Origin of the sequence: Actinosynnema sp. CS-041913 (assembly GCF_050942485.1) — a bacterium.
Classification (GTDB): Bacteria; Actinomycetota; Actinomycetes; order Mycobacteriales; family Pseudonocardiaceae; genus Actinosynnema.
Genome location: NZ_CP192037.1, coordinates 8,835,277 through 8,855,446, shown reverse-complemented (window position 1 = coordinate 8,855,446; position 20,170 = coordinate 8,835,277). Strand labels below are relative to the sequence as shown.

Here is a 20,170-nt window from a genome sequence, read left to right as displayed (position 1 = left end):
AGCCTACGTCTCGCGGTACCCCGCGGTGCACGTGCAGGGGGAACCGGGTCCTCGTCAGCCGAAGAACACGGACTTGGGGCCGGTGGGGAAGCCGAGCGCGGTCACGTCCGCCACGTCGTCGGTGACGACCTTCGCCGTGCCCTTGCAGTTCGGCTCGGACCACAGCTTGAGCGAGCCGGCGACGGTGAGCGAGAGGAAGTCGCCGTCGGTGTTCTGGCAGCCCTTGCCGGCCAGCCCGCGCGCGAAGTTGTCGCCGCTGGTGTCGTCGAAGTCCTTGCCGGTGAACAAGGTCACGGAGGTCGCCGGCTTCACGGCGGGGTCCGACGGCCGCGTCGGCTGCGGCTTGCCGGTGCCCTGGGGCGCGCCGGCCTTCCGGCCGTCCGGCGTGACGCCGAACCAGGTGCCGCCGACGCCGTGCCCGAGCGTGTCGCCGGGCTTGGCGTCCTTGCTGAACAGGTACACGGGCCAGCCCTTGACCGTGACCTGCAACCGGCCGTCGTCCCGCTTCACCACGCCGACGTCGGACTTCCGCACGCCGGCGACGATCACCTTGCCGCCCTTGGCGATGGTCACCGGCGGCCACGTCTTGGCGCAGTCGCCGTCGCAGGTCGCCTTGGACGGGTTCGCGGTGTCCGGGTCGAAGCGGTAGAGGGTCATGCCCGCGCCGTTGACCACGACGGGATTCAGCTCGCCCGCCTTGGTGGCGCGCAACTGCACCCATTTGTCCTTCACGTCCTGGGCGGCGTTCTTCGGCGCCAGGTCGCCGGTCTTCTCGTCGGCCTTGTTGGAGCGGGCCGTCCCGGACAGCAGCGACAGTTCCGACGACCCGCCGGACTCCTCCGAACCGCTGTTCTCCCGCTGTTGCGGCGCGGTGGGCTGGGCCGCGTCACCGGTCCCGCAGGCGGACAATGCGATGGCGCCGAACGCCATCAGGGCGGCAAGGGGCGCGACATGCTTGCGCAGCATGGGAATTCTCCGATTTTTGTGGGGTTGATCGCCGATCTCCCGACCGGCTGACATCCCTGACACGGAGGGCGCGCCGGGTCGGTTCAACCCGATCTCGACGGAGCGTCTCGGCTGGTTCCCCGGCCTAGAAGATGACGGTCTGGTTGCCGTGCACCAGCACCCGGTCCTCCAGGTGCCAGCGCAGACCGCGCGCGAGCACGACCTTCTCGATGTCCCGGCCCTTGCGCACCATGTCCGGGATCGAGTCGGTGTGGTCCACCCGGATCACGTCCTGCTCGATGATCGGGCCCTGGTCCAGTTCGGCGGTCACGTAGTGGCAGGTCGCGCCGACCAGCTTCACGCCCCGGCTGTGCGCCTGGTGGTAGGGCCGCGCGCCGACGAACGACGGCAGGAAGCTGTGGTGGATGTTCAGCGCCCGCCCCGCCCAGTCCGCGCACAGCTCGGTCGGCAGCACCTGCATGAACCGCGCCAGCACCACGGCGTGCGGCCGGTGCGCGTCCACCAGTTGCCGTAGCTGCGCGAACGCCGCCTGCCTGCCCTCGGGGTCGCCGGCCGGGAACGGCACGTGGTGGAACGGGATGCCGTGCGCCCGCGTGATGCCCGCCAGGTCGGTGTGGTTGCCGATCACCGCCGGCACGTCCACGTCCAGCTCGCGCGACGCGACCCGCCCCAGCAGGTCGTACAGGCAGTGCCCCTCCTTGGACACCAGCAGCACCACGCGCCGCCGCTCACCGGTGTCGGTGACCCGCCAGTTGGCGTTCGCGCCCAGCTCGCGCGCCACCAGCCCGAACCGCTCGCGCAGCTCGGCCACGCCGAACGGCAGCGAGTCGGCGCGCACCTCCTGGCGGGTGAAGAACCAGTTCGTCGCCGGATCGGTGTGGTAGGCCGCCTCGACGATCCAGCCGCCGTGCTCGGCCAGGAACGAGGAGATCCTGGCCACGATGCCGGTGCGGTCCGGGCAGCCGAAGGTGATCACGTAGCGTCGTTCGGGCTGAGGCACGGTTCAGCAGTATCTACGGTCGCGGCAGCGAGTCGAGCAGCGACCTGTCCCCGGACACGATCGCGCCGCTCGGCCTGCCCCACGCCACCCGGTAGAGCGCGTCGGCCGTGCCCGCGACCGTCGTGTCCTCGTCGGTGGCGGAGTCGGTGATCGGACCCGCCGCCGGCACTTCGCCGGGCGTGACGCGCAGCTCCCACGCCCGGCCCGCGTCGGCGGCGTGGAACAGCAGGCGGCCTTCCCCCGTGATGGGGCGGACCTGCGCGGCCCTCGGCAGCAGCAGGGTCAGGTACTCGTCCACGCCGTCGGCCGCGAGGTCCGTGTCGAACAGCAGGGACGGCACCTCCGGGCCGTGCAGGGCGTGCTCGGCGTCCAGCCGGTGGATGGCGATCTCGTGGGCCTGGCGGCGAGCCCAGAAGCCGATCGTTTTGGGCCCGATGAACGTCCACACGGGCGTGTCCGGCGTGGACGCGGCGAGCACTTCGTTCATCTCGGTGAACCGTTCGTCCCACCAGGCCAGCAGCTCCTCCCACCCCTCCGGACGCGGCACGGCCTTCGGTCGCTCACCGTCGACCGGGGTCCGCAGGGCCGCCAATGCCCACGAGTGGACGCCCGCGAGGTGGTGCACCAACTTGTGCACGTCCCAGCCGGGACAGGTCGGCACGGGCGTCTCCGGCCCGGCGGCGATCGCGGCGGCGCGGAGCGCGCGGTACTGGACGTGCGCCTGGTCGAGGAAGTCCTGGTGTTCCACCCGGTCGAGCCTAGGGGTTCAGAGCGGCCGGACGGACTCCCAGGGCACGGTCACTTCGCCGAGCCGCCACCGCTTCCGATCGTCGAGCACCGGCCAACCGCGCTGCGCCAGCAACCTGATCGCCTCCACCCACCGGGCACGAGGCCCGAACGGCGCGAAGGTCGCGGCCGTGGCCCAGCAGACGTCGAGTTCGGTGAGCAGGGCGTGGACGCGTTCACCGGGCACGTTGCGGTGGATGAGCGCCTTGGGCAGCCGTTCGGCCAGGTCACCGGGCGTCTCCAGATCGGCGGGCAGGCAGGAGAAGGTGAACGTCCGAGGCCCGTCGGCGTCGAGCGCCACCCAGGAACACCGCCGGCCGATCTCGTCGCACGTGCCCTCGACCAGGACACCGCCGGGAGCGAGCCGCCCGAGCATGGTGGCCCACGCCTCGGCCGCCTGCTCCTCGGTGTACTGGCGCAGGACGTTGAACGCCCGCAACAGCAACGGGCGGCGTCCGGCGAGTTCGAAACCGCCCCGGCGGAACTCCAGCCACGGCGGGTCGGCCGCCGCCTCACCGGCCGCGACGCGTTCGGCGTCCAGCTCCAGCCCGAGGACGCGGAGCCGCGGGTTCAGCGGGCGCAGGCGGGCAGCCAGCTCGACCGTCGTGACCGGCGAGGAGCCGTAGCCCAGGTCGATCACGAGCGGGTCGTCGGCGTGCTCGACCAGCGGGCGGTAGGTGTGGCGCAGCCACCGGTCGACCCGGCGGAGGCGGTTCGGGTTGGTCGTTCCCCTGGTCGGCAGGCCGAGCGCGCGGGCTCGGCCCGCGGCTAGGCGCGGCGGGCGAGCCATTCGGCGGTGAACTCGGATTCCTTGTCCAGCAGCAGGGCCACCTGCTCGACGATCAGGTCCTCCAGCTTGCCGCCCACCAGTGGGATGGACACCTTGACCTGACCCACGAGGGTGAGTTCGCTCCCGTCGCCGTCGGTGTCGGCCAGCGTGATGGTGCCGTCCAGCCGCCCCGGAACGCCGTTCAGGACCACCTCGACGGTCCCCGTGTAGCCGGCCTCGGTCCACGCCTCGGCCCGGTCGATCACCAGGTCGCCACCCAGGATGCCGCGCGCCACCGAAGGCAGCCTGTCCGCCGGCACACCCTGCTTGAGCTGGTACGACGTCGTCCCGACGGTCCGGTTGAACGCGACCAGCTCCGCACCCGTCCCGCCGAGGACGGCGAGGCGGTCGCGCAGGTAGGCCTCGTCCACCAGGGCGGCGTACACGTCGGACGCGGGCCAGCGGGACGTCGTCAGGTGCTCGATGCGGCGTGCCATGTCGCGGAGGCTACCGTTGACGGCCGTGACCACCCCGCTGTCCAGTGCCCAGGTACGCACCCGCGTGCCGCTCGCCGAGCGCACCACGCTACGGCTCGGTGGCCCGGCGGCGCGGTTCGTGCGCGCGGCCACGGCCGCTGAGCTGGTCGAAGCCGTGCGCGCGCTCGACGCGTCCGCCGAACCCGTGCTGCTGCTCGGCGGCGGCTCCAACCTGGTGATCGCCGACCGGGGCTTCGCCGGGACCGTCGTGCAGGTGGGCACCGAGGGCCGCCGCCTGGACCCGTTGGGCGACGGTCTGGTGCAGCTCACCGTGGAGGCGGGCGAGGACTGGGACGCCGTCGTCGCGGAAGCCGTGTCGCAGGGCCTGGGCGGGTTGGAGTGCCTGTCCGGCATCCCCGGTCTGGTCGGCGCCACGCCGGTGCAGAACGTCGGCGCGTACGGGGTGGAGATCTCCCAGGTCCTGACGTCGGTGGACCTGCTGGACCGCCGGACCGGGCGGGTGCACCAGGTGCCGGCCGAGTCGTTGGGGCTGGCCTACCGGACCAGCGTGCTGAAGGGCACGGACCAGGCCGTCGTGCTGCGCGCGCGGTTCGCGTTGACGTCGGGCGGCCAGTCCGCGCCGATCCGGTACGCCGAGCTGGCCCGCGTGCTCGGGGTGGCCCAAGGCGATCGCGTGCCCGCCGACGCCGCCCGCAAGGCGGTGCTGGAGTTGCGGCGCGGCAAGGGCATGGTGCTCGACGCGGCCGACCACGACACGTGGAGCGCGGGGTCGTTCTTCACCAACCCGCTGTTGGACGACTCGACGCTGACCGGGGTGCTGATCCGGATCGCGGAGCGGTTGGGGCGGCACGTCGAGGTGCCCACCTACCCGGCCGGTCCGGGGCACCGGAAGCTGTCCGCGGCGTGGCTGATCGAGCGGGCCGGGTTCACCCGCGGGTACCGCGGTCCGGGCGGTCGGGTCGCGTTGTCGGGCAAGCACACGCTGGCGCTGACGAATCGTGGTGGGGCGTCCACCGAGGACCTGCTCGACCTGGCCCGTGAAGTCCGGGACGGGGTGCGTTCGGCGTTCGGCGTGGAACTCCGCCCGGAGCCCGTGCTGGTGGCCTGCGACCTGTCCTGACGGCGGACCCCGTCCGGCGCCGCGCCATGGGGGGACAACCGAACGGCCGAACGGGTGACTCCGTGTGACGAAACCTCACTCCTCGCGTTTCATGGAGGTAGAGCGTAGTTGGAGGTCGTCATGGCAGGCGACGCGCGCGCGGTGGTGAGGTCGATCAAGCGGCTGGTCGAGGACGATTTCCTGAGCCGGCCCGGGGTCATCGGGGTTGATCTCGGTGAGAAGGTCGTCGGCGGGCGGGGTGTCGGCGTGCTCGGGATCATCGTGTACGTGCGGCGGAAGGGCCGGTCCGCGCAGTTCACCATCCCGCCGGAGGTCCTCGGCGTGCCCACGGACGTCGTGGAGGACTCGTTCTGCCCGCACCACACGCTGGCGTCCCCCGAGGGCGTGAGCGGGGCCGAGCGGCACGAGTTCCTGCTCGGCGGGATCGGGGTCGGGCCGAGCCGGGCCGTGCGGTTCGTGCCGCCGGACGTCGCGGAGGCCGACGACTACCTGGTGGCCGGGACGTTGGGCGCCCTGGTCACGCCGCGCACCAGGAGGCGGACGATGGCCCTGACCTCGTTCCACATCGCCTGCGTGGACGACGCCTGGGCGGTCGGCGACCCGATGGTGCACCCCTCGCGGGTCGACGGCGGGCACCCGTACCGGGACCGGATCGGGGTCCTCGCGCGGGCCGCGCTGTCCGGAACCGTCGACGCGGCGGCGATCCTGCTCACCACGCCCCGTGCCCGCGCCGAGGTGGTCGGGGTCGGTCCGGTTGCGGGACAGGGGAAAGCGCGCGTCGGGCAGCGGGTCCGCAAGCGCGGGCGGACGACCGCGCTGACCGAGGGCGTGGTGGCGTCCACGGACGCCGCGATCACGCTGGACTTCGGCGTCGGGCTGGGTGTGCGGACCCTGCGGGGTCAGATCCGGGTGGAAGGGGCGTTCGCCGACCACGGCGACTCCGGGGCGGTGCTGCTGGACGACGACAACCGCGTGGTCGGGCTGTACTGCGGCGGCAGCCGGCTGCGCGGGTTCGCCAACCCCATCGCGAACGTCCTCGACCAGCTCGACGTGGATCTGCTAGCCGTGGAGGCATGACCCGCACCGCCTGGGACGAGGACGGTCGGACGAGTACCCGCGCCTCCGGAGCCTTGCGCACCGGACCGGGCCGGGCGCTGATCGAGCAGGTCCCGACCGAACATCCCTACCTGCTCAGCCCCGGTGCACCCGCGTCGCCGACGCCTGCGCCCGGGGCTTGAGCACGATCTGGTCCAGGTTCACGTGCGAGGGCCTGGTCACCGCGAACGCGATCACGTCGGCCACGTCGTCGGCGGTGAGCGGTGTCACGTCGGCGTAGACGGCCGCAGCCCGCGCCGCGTCGCCGTCGAAGCGGTTGACCGAGAAGTCGGTCTCCACCATCCCCGGCAGGACTTCCGTCACGCGGACCGGCCGGCCCAGCAGTTCGCCGCGCAGCGTGCGGTGCAGGGCGGACTGGGCGTGCTTGGCCGACGTGTAGCCCGAGCCGTTGTCGTAGGCCTCGTACGCCGCCACGGACGTCACCGTCACGACGTGGCCGTCACCGGACGCGATCAGCGCCGGCAGCAGGCCCTTGGTGACGCGCAGCGTGCCGAGGACGTTGGTCTCCCACATCCACCGCCAGTCGTCCTCGTCGGCCGTCGCCACCGGGTCCAGGCCGCGCGCGCCGCCCGCGTTGTTGATCAGCACCCGCGCCGCGGGGACGGCGTCGACGAACTCCGCGACCGACGAGGCGGAGGTCACGTCGAGTTCCACCGCCGTGCCGCCGATGTCATCCGCGATATTCTTGAGCAGGTCGAGCCGTCGGGCGCCCAGCACGACGTGGAAGCCCTCGGCGGCGAGCCTGCGGGCGGTGGCCTCACCGATACCCGCGCTGGCTCCGGTGACGACTGCGATAGGACGGGTCACAGCGGTGATCCTAGGTGTGTGATGCGGATCACTCGCACCGAATGACCCCAGTGCGCGTCCTTCGTTCGGGAGGTCGAGACAGTGCGCAAGAGACTGGCTGCTCTGCTGCTAGGTGTGGTGTTCCTCGCCGGCTGCTCCGCCAAGGTGGAGCAGGGCGCGGCCAAGCCGGAGGGCGGCGACCAGCCGCCGGTGGCGAAGTTCACCACCGTGCCCGCCGACGGCGCGACCGGGGTGCCGGTCAACGTGCCGGTGCAGGTCAGCGTCGCCGAGGGCACGATCGACCAGGTCGCGGTGACCAACCCGGAGGGCAAGCCGGTCGAGGGCGCGCTGGCCCCCGACAAGAAGACCTGGGCGAGCACCGAGCCGCTCGGCTTCGGCAAGAGCTACACCTACGCCGGCCAGGCCACCGGCACCGACGGCAAGAGGGTCGAGCTGAAGGGCGCGTTCACCACGCTCACCGCTGCCTCCCAGGTGCGGGCCACGCTGTTCCCCAGTGACGACCAGACGGTCGGCGTCGCCGCCCCGATCATGGTCAGGTTCGAGGCCGACGTGTCCGACCGGGCCAGTGCGGAGAAGGCGCTGACGGTGACCAACACGGCCGACGTCAAGGGAAGCTGGGCCTGGCTGAACTCCCGTGAGGTGCACTACCGCCCCGAGACGTACTGGCCGGCGAACACCAAGGTGCACGTCGAGGCCAAGCTCTACGGCGTCCCCTACGGCGGCGGCGCGTACGGCAAGGCGGACGTGACCAGCGACTTCACCATCGGCCGCAACCAGGTCGTGAAGATCGACACCCCGTCGCACCAGCTCGTGGTGCAGCGCGACGGCGCGACCGTGGCGACCTACCCGGCGTCGTTCGGCAAGGACGCCGACCCGGAGCTGACCACCCCGAACGGCACGTTCGTGGTGATGCAGAAGGACCCGGAGTTCAGCTTCGACAACCCGCGCTACGGCTACACCAACGTGCTGAAGAAGTGGGCCGTCCGGTTCTCCAACCACGGCGAGTTCATCCACGAGAACAACGACAACGCGGCCAACATCGGCCGGAACAACACCTCGCACGGCTGCGTGAACCTGCTGGAGGCCGACGCCAAGGCGTACTACGACAGCGCCCTGGTGGGTGACCCGGTGGAGGTCACCGGCTCGATCACCACGCTGCCGGCCCAGTACGACTGGTACGACTGGCAGATCCCGTGGGCGCAGTGGCAGACGATGTCCGCCCTCTGACCGGTGACCCGCTGTGATGTGCGCATACATCGGGAAGCGATGGGTCGGCGCGCGCGTTGAGCTAAGGCGTGCTGACTTCTCTCCTCACCGCTGAGGGCGTGCGGCTGTCCGCCCGGGAGGCGGGCCCCGCTCACGGCCCGGCCGTGGTGCTGGTGCACGGCTGGGCGCAGTCCGGGGAGGTGTGGTCGCACCAGCTCGCCGACCCGCCGTTCCACGCCTGCGCGCCGGACCTGCGCGGGCACGGCGGATCGGACGTGCCGCGGGACGGCTACCGGGACTCGGCGACGTGGGCGGGCGACCTCGCGACCGTGCTGGACCACACCGGTCCCGCGGTGCTGGTCGGCTGGTCCTACGGCGGCCTGGTGATCGCGGACTACCTGCGCGCGCACGGCACGTCCCGGGTGCACGGGCTGGTGCTGGTCGGCGCGGTCACCGAGATCGGCCGCGGCCGGCCCGGCGGGGTGACCGGGCGGGTGATGCGCGAGGCGCTGCCCGGCGCGCTGTCCGACGACCCGGCGGTGGCCGTCCCGGCGCTGCACCGGTTCTGCGCGGAACAGGCCGCGGGCCTGTCCGGCGAGGTCGTCCAACGCCTGCTGGGCACGGCGCTGCGGGTGCCGGCCCGGGTGCGCGGCGAGCTGTTCCGCCGCGACGTGGACAGCGCCGACGTGCTGAGAGCGGTCGACAAGCCGACACTGGTGCTGCACGGGACCGCCGACGAGGTGGTCGACCCGGCCGCCGGCGAGTACGCGGCGGCCACCATCCCCGGAGCCGAATTGCGCCGGTACGAGGACGTCGGGCACGCGCCGTTCCTGGAGCGCCCCGAGCGGTTCAGCGCGGACCTCGCCGCGTTCGTGGCGGAGGTCGGCCGGTGAAGCGGGTCGCGGTGCTGTCCGTGCACACCTCGCCGCTGGAGCAGCCCGGCACGGGCGACGCGGGCGGCATGAACGTCTACATCGTGCAGACCGCCACGCGGATGGCGCGGCGCGGCATCGAGGTGGAGATCTTCACCCGCGCCACCTCCTCGGACCTGCCGCCGGTGGCGGAACTCGCGCCGGGCGTGCAGGTGCGGCACGTGGTGGCCGGCCCGTTCGAGGGCCTGGGCAAGGAGGAGCTGCCGGGCCAGCTCTGCGCGTTCACGGCGGGCGTGCTGCGGGCCGAGGCGCGGCACGACCCGGGCCACTACGACGTCGTGCACTCGCACTACTGGCTGTCCGGCCAGGTCGGGTGGCTGGCGCGGGAGCGCTGGGCGGTGCCGCTCGTGCACACCGCGCACACCCTGGCGAAGGTGAAGAACGCCAACCTGGCCTCGTGCGACACGCCGGAGCCCCGGATGCGGCTGATCGGCGAGGAGCAGGTGGTCGCGGAGGCGGACCGGCTGGTCGCCAACACCGACGTCGAGGCGGGCGAGCTGATCAAGCTCTACGCCGCCGACCCGGGGAAGGTGATGGTCGTGCCGCCGGGCGTGGACCTGGACCGGTTCGCGCCGGGTGACCGGGACGCCGCGCGGGCCGCGCTGGGGCTGCGGCCGGACGCCGTGGTGCTCGCGTTCGTGGGCCGCATCCAGGCGTTGAAGGCGCCGGACGTGCTGCTGCGGGCCGCCGCCGAGCTGCTGTTCCACGCGCCGGGGTTGCGGGACCGGCTGGTGGTGATGATCGTCGGCGGGCCGTCCGGCAGCGGTCTGAAGACACCCGAGGAGCTGAAGCGGCTGGCCGGCGAGCTGGGCATCGCGGACGTGGTGCGGTTCCTGCCGCCGCAGGGCGGCGACGCGCTGGCGCGGGTGTACCGGGCGGCCGACGTGGTCGCCGTGCCCAGCCACAACGAGTCGTTCGGGCTGGTCGCGCTGGAGGCGCAGGCGTGCGGCACGCCGGTGGTGGCGGCGGCGGTCGGCGGGCTGCCGGTGGCCGTGCGGGACGGCGTGTCGGGCCTGCTGGTCGAAGGGCACGAGGCCGAGCCGTGGGCGCGCACGTTGGGGGCGATCGCGCTGCACCCCGCGTACCGGGAGGAGCTGGCCGCCAACGCGGTCGGCCACGCCCGCCGGTTCTCCTGGGACCGCACGACTGATTCACTGCTGGCGGGGTACGCCGAAGCCCGGGACGTGTTCCGCGAGGAGGTTTTCGCTTGAGCCTGGACGAGATCATCGGATCCGCCCTGGACGACCGCGAGCTGGGGTACCAGCACAAGGAGCCCGGGAAGTTCTTCGTGACGCTGCCCGGCACGAAGAAGCTCCAGACCAACTGCTGGCTGGTGGTCGGCCGGCACGCCCTGGTGGTCGAGGCTTTCGTGTGCCGCAAGCCGGACGAGGCGCGCGAGGATGTGTACCGGTTCTTGTTGCGGCGCAACGCGAAGCTCTACGGCGTGCACTACACGATCGACGCTCGGGGCGATATCTACCTGGTGGGTCGGATCGCTCTGCACGCCGTGGACGCCGACGAGTTGGACCGGGTGCTCGGGCAGGTCGTGGAAGCCGCCGACGGCGACTTCAACACCTTGCTGGAGATCGGGTTCAAGGGCGCGATCCAGCGCGAGTGGGACTGGCGCGTATCACGCGGCGAATCACTGGCGAACTTGAAGGCCTTCCAACACCTGGTGTCCGAAGCTGTGTTGGATTGACCCGCCTTCGGCGGGTCGGGCTCGGCCGCCGGAAGTCGGCAGTTCGTGCCTGATTTCTCGACGATCGAAAAGCGTGATCGTCGAGAAATGAGTCACGACCTCCCGACGCGGCCTCGCGGGGGCGTGGCGAGGCGTGGCGAGGTATGGCGGGGTGTCCGAATCGTGATCCATTGCGCGCAACTGTCGTGCTCCTGAGGTCCGTCCCACGGGGACAAGACCACAGGAGGGGAACATGCGCAGACGGGTGGGAGTGGCGGTAGCGCTGGCGGTGCTGGCGTTGGCGGGGTGTTCGAGCGGGAGCAGCGGCGGCTCGGAGGCTGCCGTCGCGCCGCAGGCGGACCAGGCCAGGCCGGGCGCGGCCACGCAGCCCAAGGGTGGCGCCACGCAGGGCACTGGGCAGAACTCGGGGCAGCACACGGCCGCCGAGACGATCGCCCAGAACCGGCAACTGGTGCGCACCGCGACGATGGACCTGCGCACGTCGGACGTCACGGGCGTGCTGGCCAGGGCCAAGGAGCTGGCCATCGCGGAGGGCGGGTTCCCGGCGCAGGAGAACGCCACCCAAGGCCACGGCACGGTGACCCTGCGGGTGCCCGGCGACCGGCTGGACGCGGTGCTGAAGTCGCTGACCGAGCTGTCCGGCGTCGACGTCGCCCGGCGCGAGGTGCGCACCGAGGACGTGACCGAGCAGGTCGTGGACATCGAGGCGCGGCTGGCCAACCAGCGCGCGAGCGTCGAGCGGGTGCGCGGGCTGCTGGAGCGGGCCAGCAGCACGTCGGAGATCACCCAGATCGAGTCCGAGCTGACTAAGCGGCAGACCGAGCTGGAGTCGCTCCAGCGGCGGCACGACTCGCTCAAGGGACAGGTCGCCTTGTCGACGTTGACCGTGACGGTGGCGTCCAAGGGCGCCCCCGTGAACGTGCCCGAGGAGGAGAACTTCCTGACCGCGTTGGGCGGCGGCTGGGACGCGTTGGTCGGCGCGGTCTCCTGGCTGCTCGTCGTCGTCGGCGCCGTGCTGCCGTTCGCCGTGGTGCTCGGGACGCCGCTGGTCGCCTACTTCGTGTGGCGTCGTCGCCGCAAGGCCGCGGTCATCCCCTGACACCGGAAAGAGGGGTGCTTTCAGAGCGAGGAGTTACTGGGAGTGGCCTCCGGCGGGAGCGCGGGGCGGCTTGGGAGAGAGGGGGAGTCGCGAGCTCAAGCCGCCCCACGTCAGTCCCCGCTACTGGTGGATCCGGGCGGGGGGAGCCCGGGAATCCCAGCGGGCCGCGGTTCGACGGGGGGATGGCAAACCGCGGTTGTGCCGACCAGGTCGTTGGAGTGCGTGGGAGCCGACCCGTTCGGCCCTGCCAACTTGGCAGATCGCCGTTGATCACCACAAGGCCCTGCGCTGCTCCATTCGAGTGTTATCGATCGAGGTACATAACGCCCCTGCGACCATCGGCTTGCCTTGACCGGCGTTGTGTCGTGGCTCACGATGTCGGGATCGTCGTTACCAACGAGTAAGTGAGGCTGCCGCATGGTCTTCCGCAGTCCGTTCCCCGACGTCGAGGTGCCGGACGTCTCGCTGCACGAGCTGCTGTTCGCCGACCTCGGCGACCGCGCGGACCGGGTGGCGCTGATCGACGGCTCGTCGGGCGCGTCCCTCACCTACGCCCAGCTCGCGGGAGCCGTCGACCGGCTCGCCGCGGCGCTCACCGAACGGGGCATCGGCAAAGGCGACGTGGTGGGCATCCTCAGCCCCAACACCCCGTACTACGCGGTCGTCTTCCACGGCATCCTCCGCGCCGGCGCGACCGCGACCACCGTCAACGCGCTCTACACCGCGGACGAGGTCGCCCACCAGCTATCGGACGCGGGCGCGAAGATGCTGTTCACGGTGTCCGTGCTGCTGCCCAACGCCGCTCCGGGAGCCGAGCAGGCGGGCGTCTCCGACGTCGTCGTGCTGGACGGGGCCGAGGGCTACCCGAGCCTGCCGGACCTGCTGGCCTCCACCGGCCCCGTGCCCGAGGTGACCGTCGACCCGGCCGAGGACGTGGCCGTGCTGCCGTACTCGTCCGGCACCACCGGGCGGGCCAAGGGCGTCATGCTGACCCACCGGAACCTGGTCGCGAACATCGTCCAGTGCGGCCCGCTGCTGCAGGTCGGCGAGAACACCCGCATCCTCGCCGTGCTGCCGTTCTTCCACATCTACGGCATGCAGGTGCTGATGAACAACGGCCTGCACGTGGGCGCGACGGTGGTGACGCTGCCGAAGTTCGACCTGGCCGAGTTCCTGCGCGTCATCCAGGACCACCGCACCGACCGCGTCTACATCGCGCCCCCGGTGGCCGTGGCGCTGGCCAAGCACCCGCTGGTGGACCAGTACGACCTGGCCGGCCTCGACACGATCTTCTCCGGCGCCGCGCCGCTGGACGCCGACCTGGCGGCGGCCGTCGCGAAGCGCCTGGGCTGCCGCGTCTCGCAGGGCTACGGCATGACCGAGATGAGCCCGGTCAGCCACGCCATCCCGGACGACCGCGACGACATCCCGGTCGGCACGGTCGGCGTCATCGCGCCGAACATGGAGTGCCGCTTCGTGGACCCGGCGACCGGCGAGGACGTGGGCGTGGGCGAACGCGGCGAACTCTGGTGCCGCGGCCCGAACGTCATGAAGGGCTACCTGAACGACCCCGACGCGACCGCCGTGACCTTGGACGAGGAGGGCTGGCTGCACACCGGCGACGTGGCGGTGATCGACTCGGAGGGCCTGGTCAGCATCGTGGACCGGGTCAAGGAGCTGATCAAGTACAAGGGCTACCAGGTGCCGCCCGCCGAGCTGGAGGCGCTGCTGCTGACCCACCCGGACATCGCGGACGCGGCCGTGGTGGGCGTGCGCGACCCGGAGGGCGAGGAGGTGCCCAAGGCGTTCGTCGTCCTGCAGGCGGGCTCGGCGCTGGACGCCGACGGCGTGATGTCGTTCGTGGCGGACCAGGTCGCGCCGCACAAGAAGGTGCGGGTGGTGGAGTTCATCGAGACCATCCCGAAGTCCGCTTCGGGCAAGATCCTCCGCAAGGATCTGCGGGCCCGAGAGGCGCGCTGACGACCGGGGCCGCGCCTCCCTGCCCTCTCCACACCGCCCCGCGGCGAGCCCTCGCTCGCGACGTCACAAGCCGGACACCGACAATCACTCACGAAGAGTGATCAGCCTTCACGAGGCGCTAGGCTGCCGATATACTGGGCAGGAGTGTTGCTCCGCCCAAATGCGAGCGGAGCAACACTCACGGTAATCAGTTTGGTGAGCAGAGGCGTACCAGGCACTCTGTCACCGGCTGTTACCGCACTGCTGGGAATTACCTACCGCTACCGGATCCTTCACACCAGACGCGGAAGCCCAGCACAAGCAGCCCGGCTGCCGCGATGTGCGGGGCCGGGTTGCTGCTGAGCAGGATCAGCGCCTCCAGAAGCAGCACGAGCGCGATCACGACAGCTCGCTGTGGAGGATCGGGATCTCGCTGCGGCACTGCTCGCGCAAAGGTACCCACCATTTCTCACCTCCTTTCTCTGTCGTCGGCAATCACCGCCGGGATCAGCGGTGGTCTTCGTCCGGGTTCGCCGGGAACCGGCGCGGACCAAGTGGAGGAACGACCTCGTCGTGCGCACCGTCGATCATCCCGCCAAGGCGGGAATGCGATCCCCCAGTCGTTCCCGCAGGGCGGTGATGTCCTCGTGGTCCTTGGGTCGGTGCATTTCCTCTTTGTAGCGGAGCACCTCGCTCAGTCGCGCGAACCGGAGGCCGCGGAACACATCCGCTTCCGCTATCAGGGTGTCGGTGTCGAAGTCGTCGGATATCCAGCGTTCCGAGAACTGGATGCGCCCGCCGCAGAACTGCCACACGATGTCGCCGGTGTGCTCACCGACGGCAGGCGTGCCCGACCGCACGACTTCCTCCCACGCGCTGCCCCTGGCCAGCACGTCCAGGTCCGGGACGTCGGCGCGCAGGCCGTGCACGAACAGCGGAGCGCTGCCGAAGACCACGAAGTGCGCTGGATCGAGTTCCATCCGCAGGAGCCACCGCAGGAGGCGGTCTCCTTCCCTGCCTTCGGGTTCCGGTTGACGCTCCACGCCGACTCCCACTCGGTTGAAGATCACCTAGGCGATCGCGGTTTCGTTGCCCGAAGCGATCTCTTCGAGCACCTGTTGGTTCCAGATTTCGACGGTCTGCCTGCCGGTGTCCAGGATCTTCGCTTCGCGGAGCCTGCGGATGATTTTCTTGACGGCGTCGAGTGAAGCGGCGGTGAGCGAGGCCAGGTCGCGCTGGCTGAAGCGGAGGACGTACCTGTCGCCCACGCGTTCACCCAGGTTGAGGGAGAGCAGTTCGATCAACACCTGGGCGAGCTTCCGCTCCACCGCGGAGTCGGAGCTGACGAATTTCTTCGTCGCCTGGTCCAACCGCTCATCGGCCGCCACCAGTTGGGCGTGCATGGCGCGGGGAAATTTGTAGAGGAAGTTCAACCAGCTCTGGCCGGAGATGCGCAGGACGTGCACTTCGTCGTACGCGATGAGACTGGCCGAGCGCGGCTTGCGCCGCAGGAATGCCATCTCGCCGATGATGTCGCCCGGTTTGCGGATGGCCGCGATGTGCCCCGGCTTGCCGGCGACGACCTTCACATGTCCGCTTTTTATCAGCAGGACCTCGTCGGTCTCCTCGCCTTCCTGGAAGAAGACGTGTCCCGGTGGACGCGGGCCGAGCGGTGTGCCGATCGAGTCGAGATATGCCAGCTCATCGCCGTTGAGGAGCGGGAAGCCCTCCTCGGCCCCGTAGTTCCGCACGTCCGACTGTGCCGCTCCCATGAGTCCAGAGTGTACATGTACACCTAGTGGCCGACAACGACGCCCTGTCAGAGGTGTACCGCGCCGTCCTCCCGCAGGCGTCACCAAGGCGCAGAACTGCGGACCGCCGTCACTCGGAAGTGTTGATGACCGGACTTCGGGTCGCGGGCCCGGCCGGCTGCACCCAGGATCGGGGGTCGTTCCTGCACACCCATCGTTCGGAGATCACATGCGTATCCTCGGCAAGCTCGCCGCGTTCACGGCCGCTGCCCTCATCCTCACCGCACCGGTCGCCAACGCCGCCCCTGCCGGCGGGGGCGGCGGTGGACTCGGTGGACTCGGCGGCGGGGGTCTCGGCGGCCTCACCGGTCTGCTCGGGCCGGTGAAGGGGATCGCCGACCAGGTGGCCAAGCCGCTGCTCGGCGGGCTGACCGGCGGCGGGACGCGCGGCTGACACCGCTGTGGTGGGAGGCCCCCGGCGCGGGTTGCCGGGGGCCTTCGACGTCACCGGCCTCGACGCTCCGCGAGAACCGCGAGCGCAACGGCCTGGACGAGCGCCCTGGACGAAAGCCCGGCGGTCTAGCGGAAAGATGCGGCGTGTTCGGCCGCCCAGGACGCGAAGGATCGGGGCGGGCGTCCCAGGACGTCCTCCACCGCCGATGTCACGGTGTACGCCTCGGGCGGCGGATTCCCGTGCCACGTCAGCAGGAGCTCGATCAGCTCCGGCGACAGGCCGGCCTGCCGCGACCGTTCCCGCGCCTGGTCCGTGGACAGCTCGTCGAACGTGAGCGGACGCCCGACCGCCGTGCCGATCATCGCCAGCTTCTCCCGCGGCGACAACGCTGCCGGCCCGGTCAGCGAGTACCGCCGCCCCGCGTGCCCGTCCCGCGTGAGCACCGCCGCCGCGACCGCGCCGACATCGCCCTCGTCCACCACGGCCGTCCGCACGTCCGCGAACGGCTCGTCCACCACGCCCGAAGCCCGGATCCGCGCGGCCCACGTCAACGTGTTGCTCATGAAGTCCGTCGGCTGCAACACCGTCCACTCCAGCCCGCTCGCCTCGACCGCCTCCTCCACCGGACCAGGCTCGCCGTTCCACAGCACGGACACCCGCCGCACCCCGGACGCCGCCGCCAACGCCATGATCTCCGGCCCGGTGGTCAGCGTCGCGTAGTCGTCACCGCCCACGGTCAGCAGGTGGACGCCCGTGACGCCCTCGAACGCCTCCTTCAGCGTGTCGGGCTCGGTGAGGTCGCCCCGCACCACCTCCACGCCCGGCAGGTCGGCCCGCGCGGGGTCGCGGGTCAGCGCCCGGACCCGGTGCCCGTCCCGCAGCAGGTGCGCCACGACCTGCCGTCCCGCCTTGCCGGTCGCGCCGGTCACCAGATATGTCATGCGGACCCCTCCCGGATCTCCGATAGCGGGACCGACGCTAGGATCTCCAGTTAGCTGGAGGTCAACATCATCGATCCAGCGTCGGCTGTCACAGCCGACGAGACCCGGGGCAGGTCATCTGGCAGGCTTGCCGCCATGGCTGTCGGAACCCTGGTGCTGCTCCGCCACGGCGAGAGCGTCTGGAACGCGGAGAACCTGTTCACCGGCTGGGTGGACGTCCCCCTGTCGGAGAAGGGCGTGCGGGAGGCGGAGCGCGGCGGCGTGCTGCTGCGCGAGGCGGGCATCCTCCCCGAGGTGGTGCACACGTCACTGCTGCGCCGCGCGATCACCACGGCCAACCTGGCGCTGGACGCGGCCGACCGCCACTGGATCCCGGTGCGCCGCGACTGGCGGCTCAACGAGCGGCACTACGGCGCGCTGCAGGGCAAGAACAAGAAGCAGACCCTGGAGGAGTTCGGCGAGGAGCAGTTCATGCTCTGGCGCCGCTCCTACGACACCCCGCCGCCGCCGATCGAGCCGGGCGCCGAGTTCAGCCAGGACGCCGACCCGCGCTACGCCGACCTCGGCCCCGACCTGCCGCTCACCGAGTGCCTGCTGGACGTGGTCAAGCGGATGATCCCGTACTGGGACGCGGAGATCGTGCCGGACCTGCGCGCGGGCAGGACGGTGCTCGTGGCGGCGCACGGCAACTCGCTGCGCGCGCTCGTGAAGCACCTCGACAACATCTCGGACGAGGCGATCGCGGGCCTGAACATCCCGACCGGCATCCCCCTGCGCTACGACCTGGACGAGTCCCTGAAGCCGGTCAAACCGGGCGGCACCTACCTGGACCCGGCCGCAGCCGCCGACGCCATCAAGTCCGTAGCCAACCAGGGCCGCTAACCCCCACCCCGCACCCCGCACCCCGCACCCCGCACCCCCACCCCGCGCGCCGCGAGGCCGCGTCGGTAGGTCGAGCCTCATTTCCCGGCGATCACGCTTTTCGATCGCCGGGAAATCAGGGTCGAACTGCCGACTTCAGGCGGCCGAGCCCGCCGTCTGCGAAGCAGCGGCCATCCAACACCGTCACGTTTGGGTGAACGAGAACCGTCCGCCGGGAGAACTCCGGTGCCGGACGGTGTCGCCGGTGTCACGAACCACGCCTGCGGGCTAGGCCGCACCCGCCCTGACCTGCTTACCATGCGTCCGTGACCGCAACGGGTTACCTCGTCCTGTCGATCGGCGCTCTGCTGGTCGGCGGTGCGGCGTTTTTCCTCGGGCGGGCGACCGCGCACCCGCGACCGGAACGCCCCACCGGCCTCACCGTCGCCGACCTCATGGCCATGGTGGTCCAGTCCTCCCACGACGGCATCGTCGTCCTCAACACCTTCGGGGACGTCGTGCTGCACAACCCGCGCGCCGAGGACCTCGGTGTCGTGCGCAACAACCGCGTCGACGACCGGGCCCGGCGGGCCGCCGCGCTGGCCCGGCAGACCGGCGAGCTGGTCAACGTCGACCTGTCCTCGCTGGAGGTCAAGGGCCGCCAGCCGGAGGCCGTGCACGCCCAGGTCAAGCTGATCACCGACGGCTTCGTCGTGGTGGACGCCTCGGACGAGTCCGAGGCCGTCCGCCTCGAAGCCACCCGGCGGGACTTCGTGGCCAACGTCAGCCACGAGCTGAAGACCCCGGTCGGCGCGCTCGCGCTGCTCGCCGAGGCCGTCCTGGACGCCGCCGACGACCAGGTGGAGGTGCGCCGGTTCAGCGCCAAGATCATGCAGGAGGCCACCCGGCTCGGCACCCTGGTCACCGAGCTGATCGCGCTCTCCCGCCTCCAGGGCGCCGAGAAGCTGCCCGAGCTGAACCGGGTCGAGGTGGACGTCGTGATCAACGAGGCGATGAGCCGCTCCAAGCTCGCCGCCGAGTCCGCCGGCATCGAGATCGCCACCGACGAGCCCAGCGGGCTCGAAGTCGAGGGCGACCGGACGCTGCTGGTCACCGCGTTGAGCAACCTGCTGGACAACGCGGTCGCGTACTCGCCGCCCGGCAGCCCGGTGTCGGTCAGCCGCAAGCAGGTCGCGGGCTTCATCGAGATCGCCGTCACCGACCGGGGCATCGGCATCGCGGAAGACCAGCAGACCCGCGTGTTCGAACGGTTCTACCGGGTGGACAGGGCCCGGTCGCGCGCCACCGGGGGCACCGGCCTCGGCCTCGCGATCGTCAAGCACGTCGCCGCCAACCACGGCGGCGAGGTGAAGCTGTGGAGCCTGCCCGGCACCGGCTCCACGTTCACGCTGCGCATCCCGGCCCACCCGGATCCGGAGGATCGCACCGCCGACCTACCCAAGCCGGAACTCGCCATCCCTGTGCCGACCAGCGCGGGCAAACCCGGAGGAGACCTGTGACCAGGGTGCTCATCGTGGAGGACGAGGAGTCCTTCGCCGATCCGCTCGCCTTCCTGCTGCGCAAGGAGGGCTTCACCGCGGCGCTCGCGGCCACCGGCCAGGAGGCGCTGGAGGAGTTCGACCGCAACGGTGCGGACATCGTGCTGCTCGACCTGATGCTGCCCGGCATGAGCGGCACGGACGTGTGCAAGCAGCTCCGCCAGCGCTCGGCCGTGCCCGTGATCATGGTCACGGCGCGGGACAGCGAGATCGACAAGGTGGTCGGCCTGGAACTGGGCGCGGACGACTACGTCACCAAGCCGTACTCCGCACGCGAGCTGATCGCCCGCATCCGCGCCGTGCTGCGCCGCGGCGGCGAGTCCGAGGAGCTGTTGCCGCAGGTCCTGGAGGCGGGGCCGGTGCGGATGGACGTCGAACGGCACGTCGTGACGGTCGACGGCGGCGAGGTCAACCTGCCGCTCAAGGAGTTCGACCTGCTGGAGTACCTGCTGCGCAACGTCGGCCGGGTGCTCACCCGCGGCCAGCTCATCGACCGGGTGTGGGGCGCGGACTACGTCGGCGACACCAAGACGCTGGACGTGCACGTCAAGCGGCTGCGGTCGAAGATCGAGCCGGACCCGTCGACGCCGCGCCACCTGGTGACGGTGCGCGGACTGGGCTACAAGTTCGAGTCCTGACGCACCCGAC

Annotated in this window: 22 protein-coding genes; 12 read left to right on the top strand and 10 right to left on the bottom strand. The window is 71.1% G+C overall.

Going from position 1 to position 20,170, the window contains the following annotated elements:
* Positions 1–54: 54 nt before the first annotated feature.
* From ACQPZF_RS40025 to ACQPZF_RS40005, 5 genes are all read right to left on the bottom strand, one after another.
* Complete coding sequence (locus ACQPZF_RS40025; RefSeq protein WP_433266144.1) at positions 55–966, bottom strand: COG4315 family predicted lipoprotein; 912 nt, start codon at positions 964–966, stop codon at positions 55–57.
* A 124-nt stretch (positions 967–1,090) separates the two neighbouring features.
* Positions 1,091–1,966 carry a formyltetrahydrofolate deformylase gene (gene purU, locus ACQPZF_RS40020; protein ID WP_433266142.1) on the bottom strand — a complete coding sequence of 292 codons (876 nt, stop codon included), beginning with the start codon at positions 1,964–1,966 and terminating at the stop codon, positions 1,091–1,093.
* A gap of 13 nt (positions 1,967–1,979) precedes the next feature.
* On the bottom strand, positions 1,980–2,714 hold the full coding sequence (locus ACQPZF_RS40015) for a maleylpyruvate isomerase family mycothiol-dependent enzyme (protein ID WP_433266140.1): 735 nt from the start codon (positions 2,712–2,714) through the stop codon (positions 1,980–1,982).
* Positions 2,715–2,732: 18 nt separating this feature from the next.
* Complete coding sequence (locus tag ACQPZF_RS40010) at positions 2,733–3,542, bottom strand: class I SAM-dependent methyltransferase (protein WP_433266138.1); 810 nt, start codon at positions 3,540–3,542, stop codon at positions 2,733–2,735.
* Positions 3,521–4,018 (bottom strand): DUF2505 domain-containing protein, encoded by a 498-nt coding sequence (locus ACQPZF_RS40005; RefSeq protein ID WP_433266136.1) that lies wholly within the window; start codon positions 4,016–4,018, stop codon positions 3,521–3,523. Before ACQPZF_RS40005 ends, ACQPZF_RS40010 begins: the two co-directional genes overlap by 22 nt.
* On the opposite strand from ACQPZF_RS40005, the gene ACQPZF_RS40000 reads away from it, so the two are divergent.
* A complete protein-coding gene (locus ACQPZF_RS40000; RefSeq protein WP_433266134.1) occupies positions 4,005–5,138 on the top strand; it encodes a UDP-N-acetylmuramate dehydrogenase in 1,134 nt (377 codons plus the stop codon). The genes ACQPZF_RS40005 and ACQPZF_RS40000 overlap by 14 nt on opposite strands.
* Before the next feature lie 120 nt (positions 5,139–5,258).
* On the top strand, positions 5,259–6,215 hold the full coding sequence (locus tag ACQPZF_RS39995) for a hypothetical protein (RefSeq protein ID WP_433266131.1): 957 nt from the start codon (positions 5,259–5,261) through the stop codon (positions 6,213–6,215).
* 114 nt (positions 6,216–6,329) lie between these two features.
* Here the strand turns inward: ACQPZF_RS39995 and ACQPZF_RS39990 are convergent, their stop codons facing one another.
* A complete protein-coding gene (locus ACQPZF_RS39990; protein ID WP_433266129.1) occupies positions 6,330–7,061 on the bottom strand; it encodes an SDR family oxidoreductase in 732 nt (243 codons plus the stop codon).
* Positions 7,062–7,142: 81 nt separating this feature from the next.
* On the opposite strand from ACQPZF_RS39990, the gene ACQPZF_RS39985 reads away from it, so the two are divergent.
* From ACQPZF_RS39985 to ACQPZF_RS39960, 6 genes are all read left to right on the top strand, one after another.
* Positions 7,143–8,288 (top strand): L,D-transpeptidase, encoded by a 1,146-nt coding sequence (locus ACQPZF_RS39985; protein ID WP_433266127.1) that lies wholly within the window; start codon positions 7,143–7,145, stop codon positions 8,286–8,288.
* Positions 8,289–8,356: 68 nt separating this feature from the next.
* Positions 8,357–9,160 carry an alpha/beta fold hydrolase gene (locus ACQPZF_RS39980; RefSeq protein WP_433266125.1) on the top strand — a complete coding sequence of 268 codons (804 nt, stop codon included), beginning with the start codon at positions 8,357–8,359 and terminating at the stop codon, positions 9,158–9,160.
* Positions 9,157–10,410 (top strand): D-inositol-3-phosphate glycosyltransferase, encoded by a 1,254-nt coding sequence (mshA, locus tag ACQPZF_RS39975; RefSeq protein ID WP_433266123.1) that lies wholly within the window; start codon positions 9,157–9,159, stop codon positions 10,408–10,410. Before ACQPZF_RS39980 ends, mshA begins: the two co-directional genes overlap by 4 nt.
* On the top strand, positions 10,407–10,898 hold the full coding sequence (locus tag ACQPZF_RS39970; RefSeq protein ID WP_433266121.1) for a YbjN domain-containing protein: 492 nt from the start codon (positions 10,407–10,409) through the stop codon (positions 10,896–10,898). The genes mshA and ACQPZF_RS39970 overlap by 4 nt, the downstream gene beginning before the upstream one ends.
* Positions 10,899–11,130: 232 nt before the next feature.
* Entirely contained in the window at positions 11,131–11,997 is an 867-nt protein-coding gene (locus tag ACQPZF_RS39965; RefSeq protein ID WP_433266119.1) for a DUF4349 domain-containing protein, read from the top strand.
* A 417-nt stretch (positions 11,998–12,414) separates the two neighbouring features.
* A complete protein-coding gene (locus tag ACQPZF_RS39960; RefSeq protein WP_433266117.1) occupies positions 12,415–13,977 on the top strand; it encodes an AMP-binding protein in 1,563 nt (520 codons plus the stop codon).
* 250 nt (positions 13,978–14,227) lie between these two features.
* Here the strand turns inward: ACQPZF_RS39960 and ACQPZF_RS39955 are convergent, their stop codons facing one another.
* The 3 genes from ACQPZF_RS39955 to ACQPZF_RS39945 form a co-directional block, all read right to left on the bottom strand.
* Positions 14,228–14,359, bottom strand: coding sequence for a hypothetical protein (locus ACQPZF_RS39955; RefSeq protein WP_433266116.1), 132 nt, complete (start codon positions 14,357–14,359; stop codon positions 14,228–14,230).
* Positions 14,360–14,543: 184 nt separating this feature from the next.
* Positions 14,544–14,936 (bottom strand): hypothetical protein, encoded by a 393-nt coding sequence (locus ACQPZF_RS39950; protein WP_433266115.1) that lies wholly within the window; start codon positions 14,934–14,936, stop codon positions 14,544–14,546.
* 90 nt (positions 14,937–15,026) lie between these two features.
* Positions 15,027–15,728: a Crp/Fnr family transcriptional regulator gene (locus tag ACQPZF_RS39945; protein ID WP_433266114.1), complete on the bottom strand. Its 702-nt coding sequence runs from the start codon at positions 15,726–15,728 to the stop codon at positions 15,027–15,029.
* Positions 15,729–15,936: 208 nt separating this feature from the next.
* On the opposite strand from ACQPZF_RS39945, the gene ACQPZF_RS39940 reads away from it, so the two are divergent.
* Complete coding sequence (locus ACQPZF_RS39940; protein ID WP_433266113.1) at positions 15,937–16,161, top strand: hypothetical protein; 225 nt, start codon at positions 15,937–15,939, stop codon at positions 16,159–16,161.
* A gap of 125 nt (positions 16,162–16,286) precedes the next feature.
* Here the strand turns inward: ACQPZF_RS39940 and ACQPZF_RS39935 are convergent, their stop codons facing one another.
* The gene (locus ACQPZF_RS39935) at positions 16,287–17,102 is read right to left on the bottom strand and encodes an NAD(P)H-binding protein (RefSeq protein WP_433266112.1); all 816 of its coding nucleotides are present in this window, start codon (positions 17,100–17,102) and stop codon (positions 16,287–16,289) included.
* Between the two features lie 135 nt (positions 17,103–17,237).
* On the opposite strand from ACQPZF_RS39935, the gene ACQPZF_RS39930 reads away from it, so the two are divergent.
* From ACQPZF_RS39930 to ACQPZF_RS39920, 3 genes are all read left to right on the top strand, one after another.
* Positions 17,238–17,984 (top strand): phosphoglyceromutase, encoded by a 747-nt coding sequence (locus tag ACQPZF_RS39930; protein ID WP_433266111.1) that lies wholly within the window; start codon positions 17,238–17,240, stop codon positions 17,982–17,984.
* 305 nt (positions 17,985–18,289) lie between these two features.
* Positions 18,290–19,483 (top strand): sensor histidine kinase, encoded by a 1,194-nt coding sequence (locus tag ACQPZF_RS39925; protein WP_433266110.1) that lies wholly within the window; start codon positions 18,290–18,292, stop codon positions 19,481–19,483.
* On the top strand, positions 19,480–20,160 hold the full coding sequence (locus ACQPZF_RS39920; protein WP_433266109.1) for a response regulator: 681 nt from the start codon (positions 19,480–19,482) through the stop codon (positions 20,158–20,160). The genes ACQPZF_RS39925 and ACQPZF_RS39920 overlap by 4 nt, the downstream gene beginning before the upstream one ends.
* The last annotated feature ends 10 nt before the right edge of the window (positions 20,161–20,170 follow it).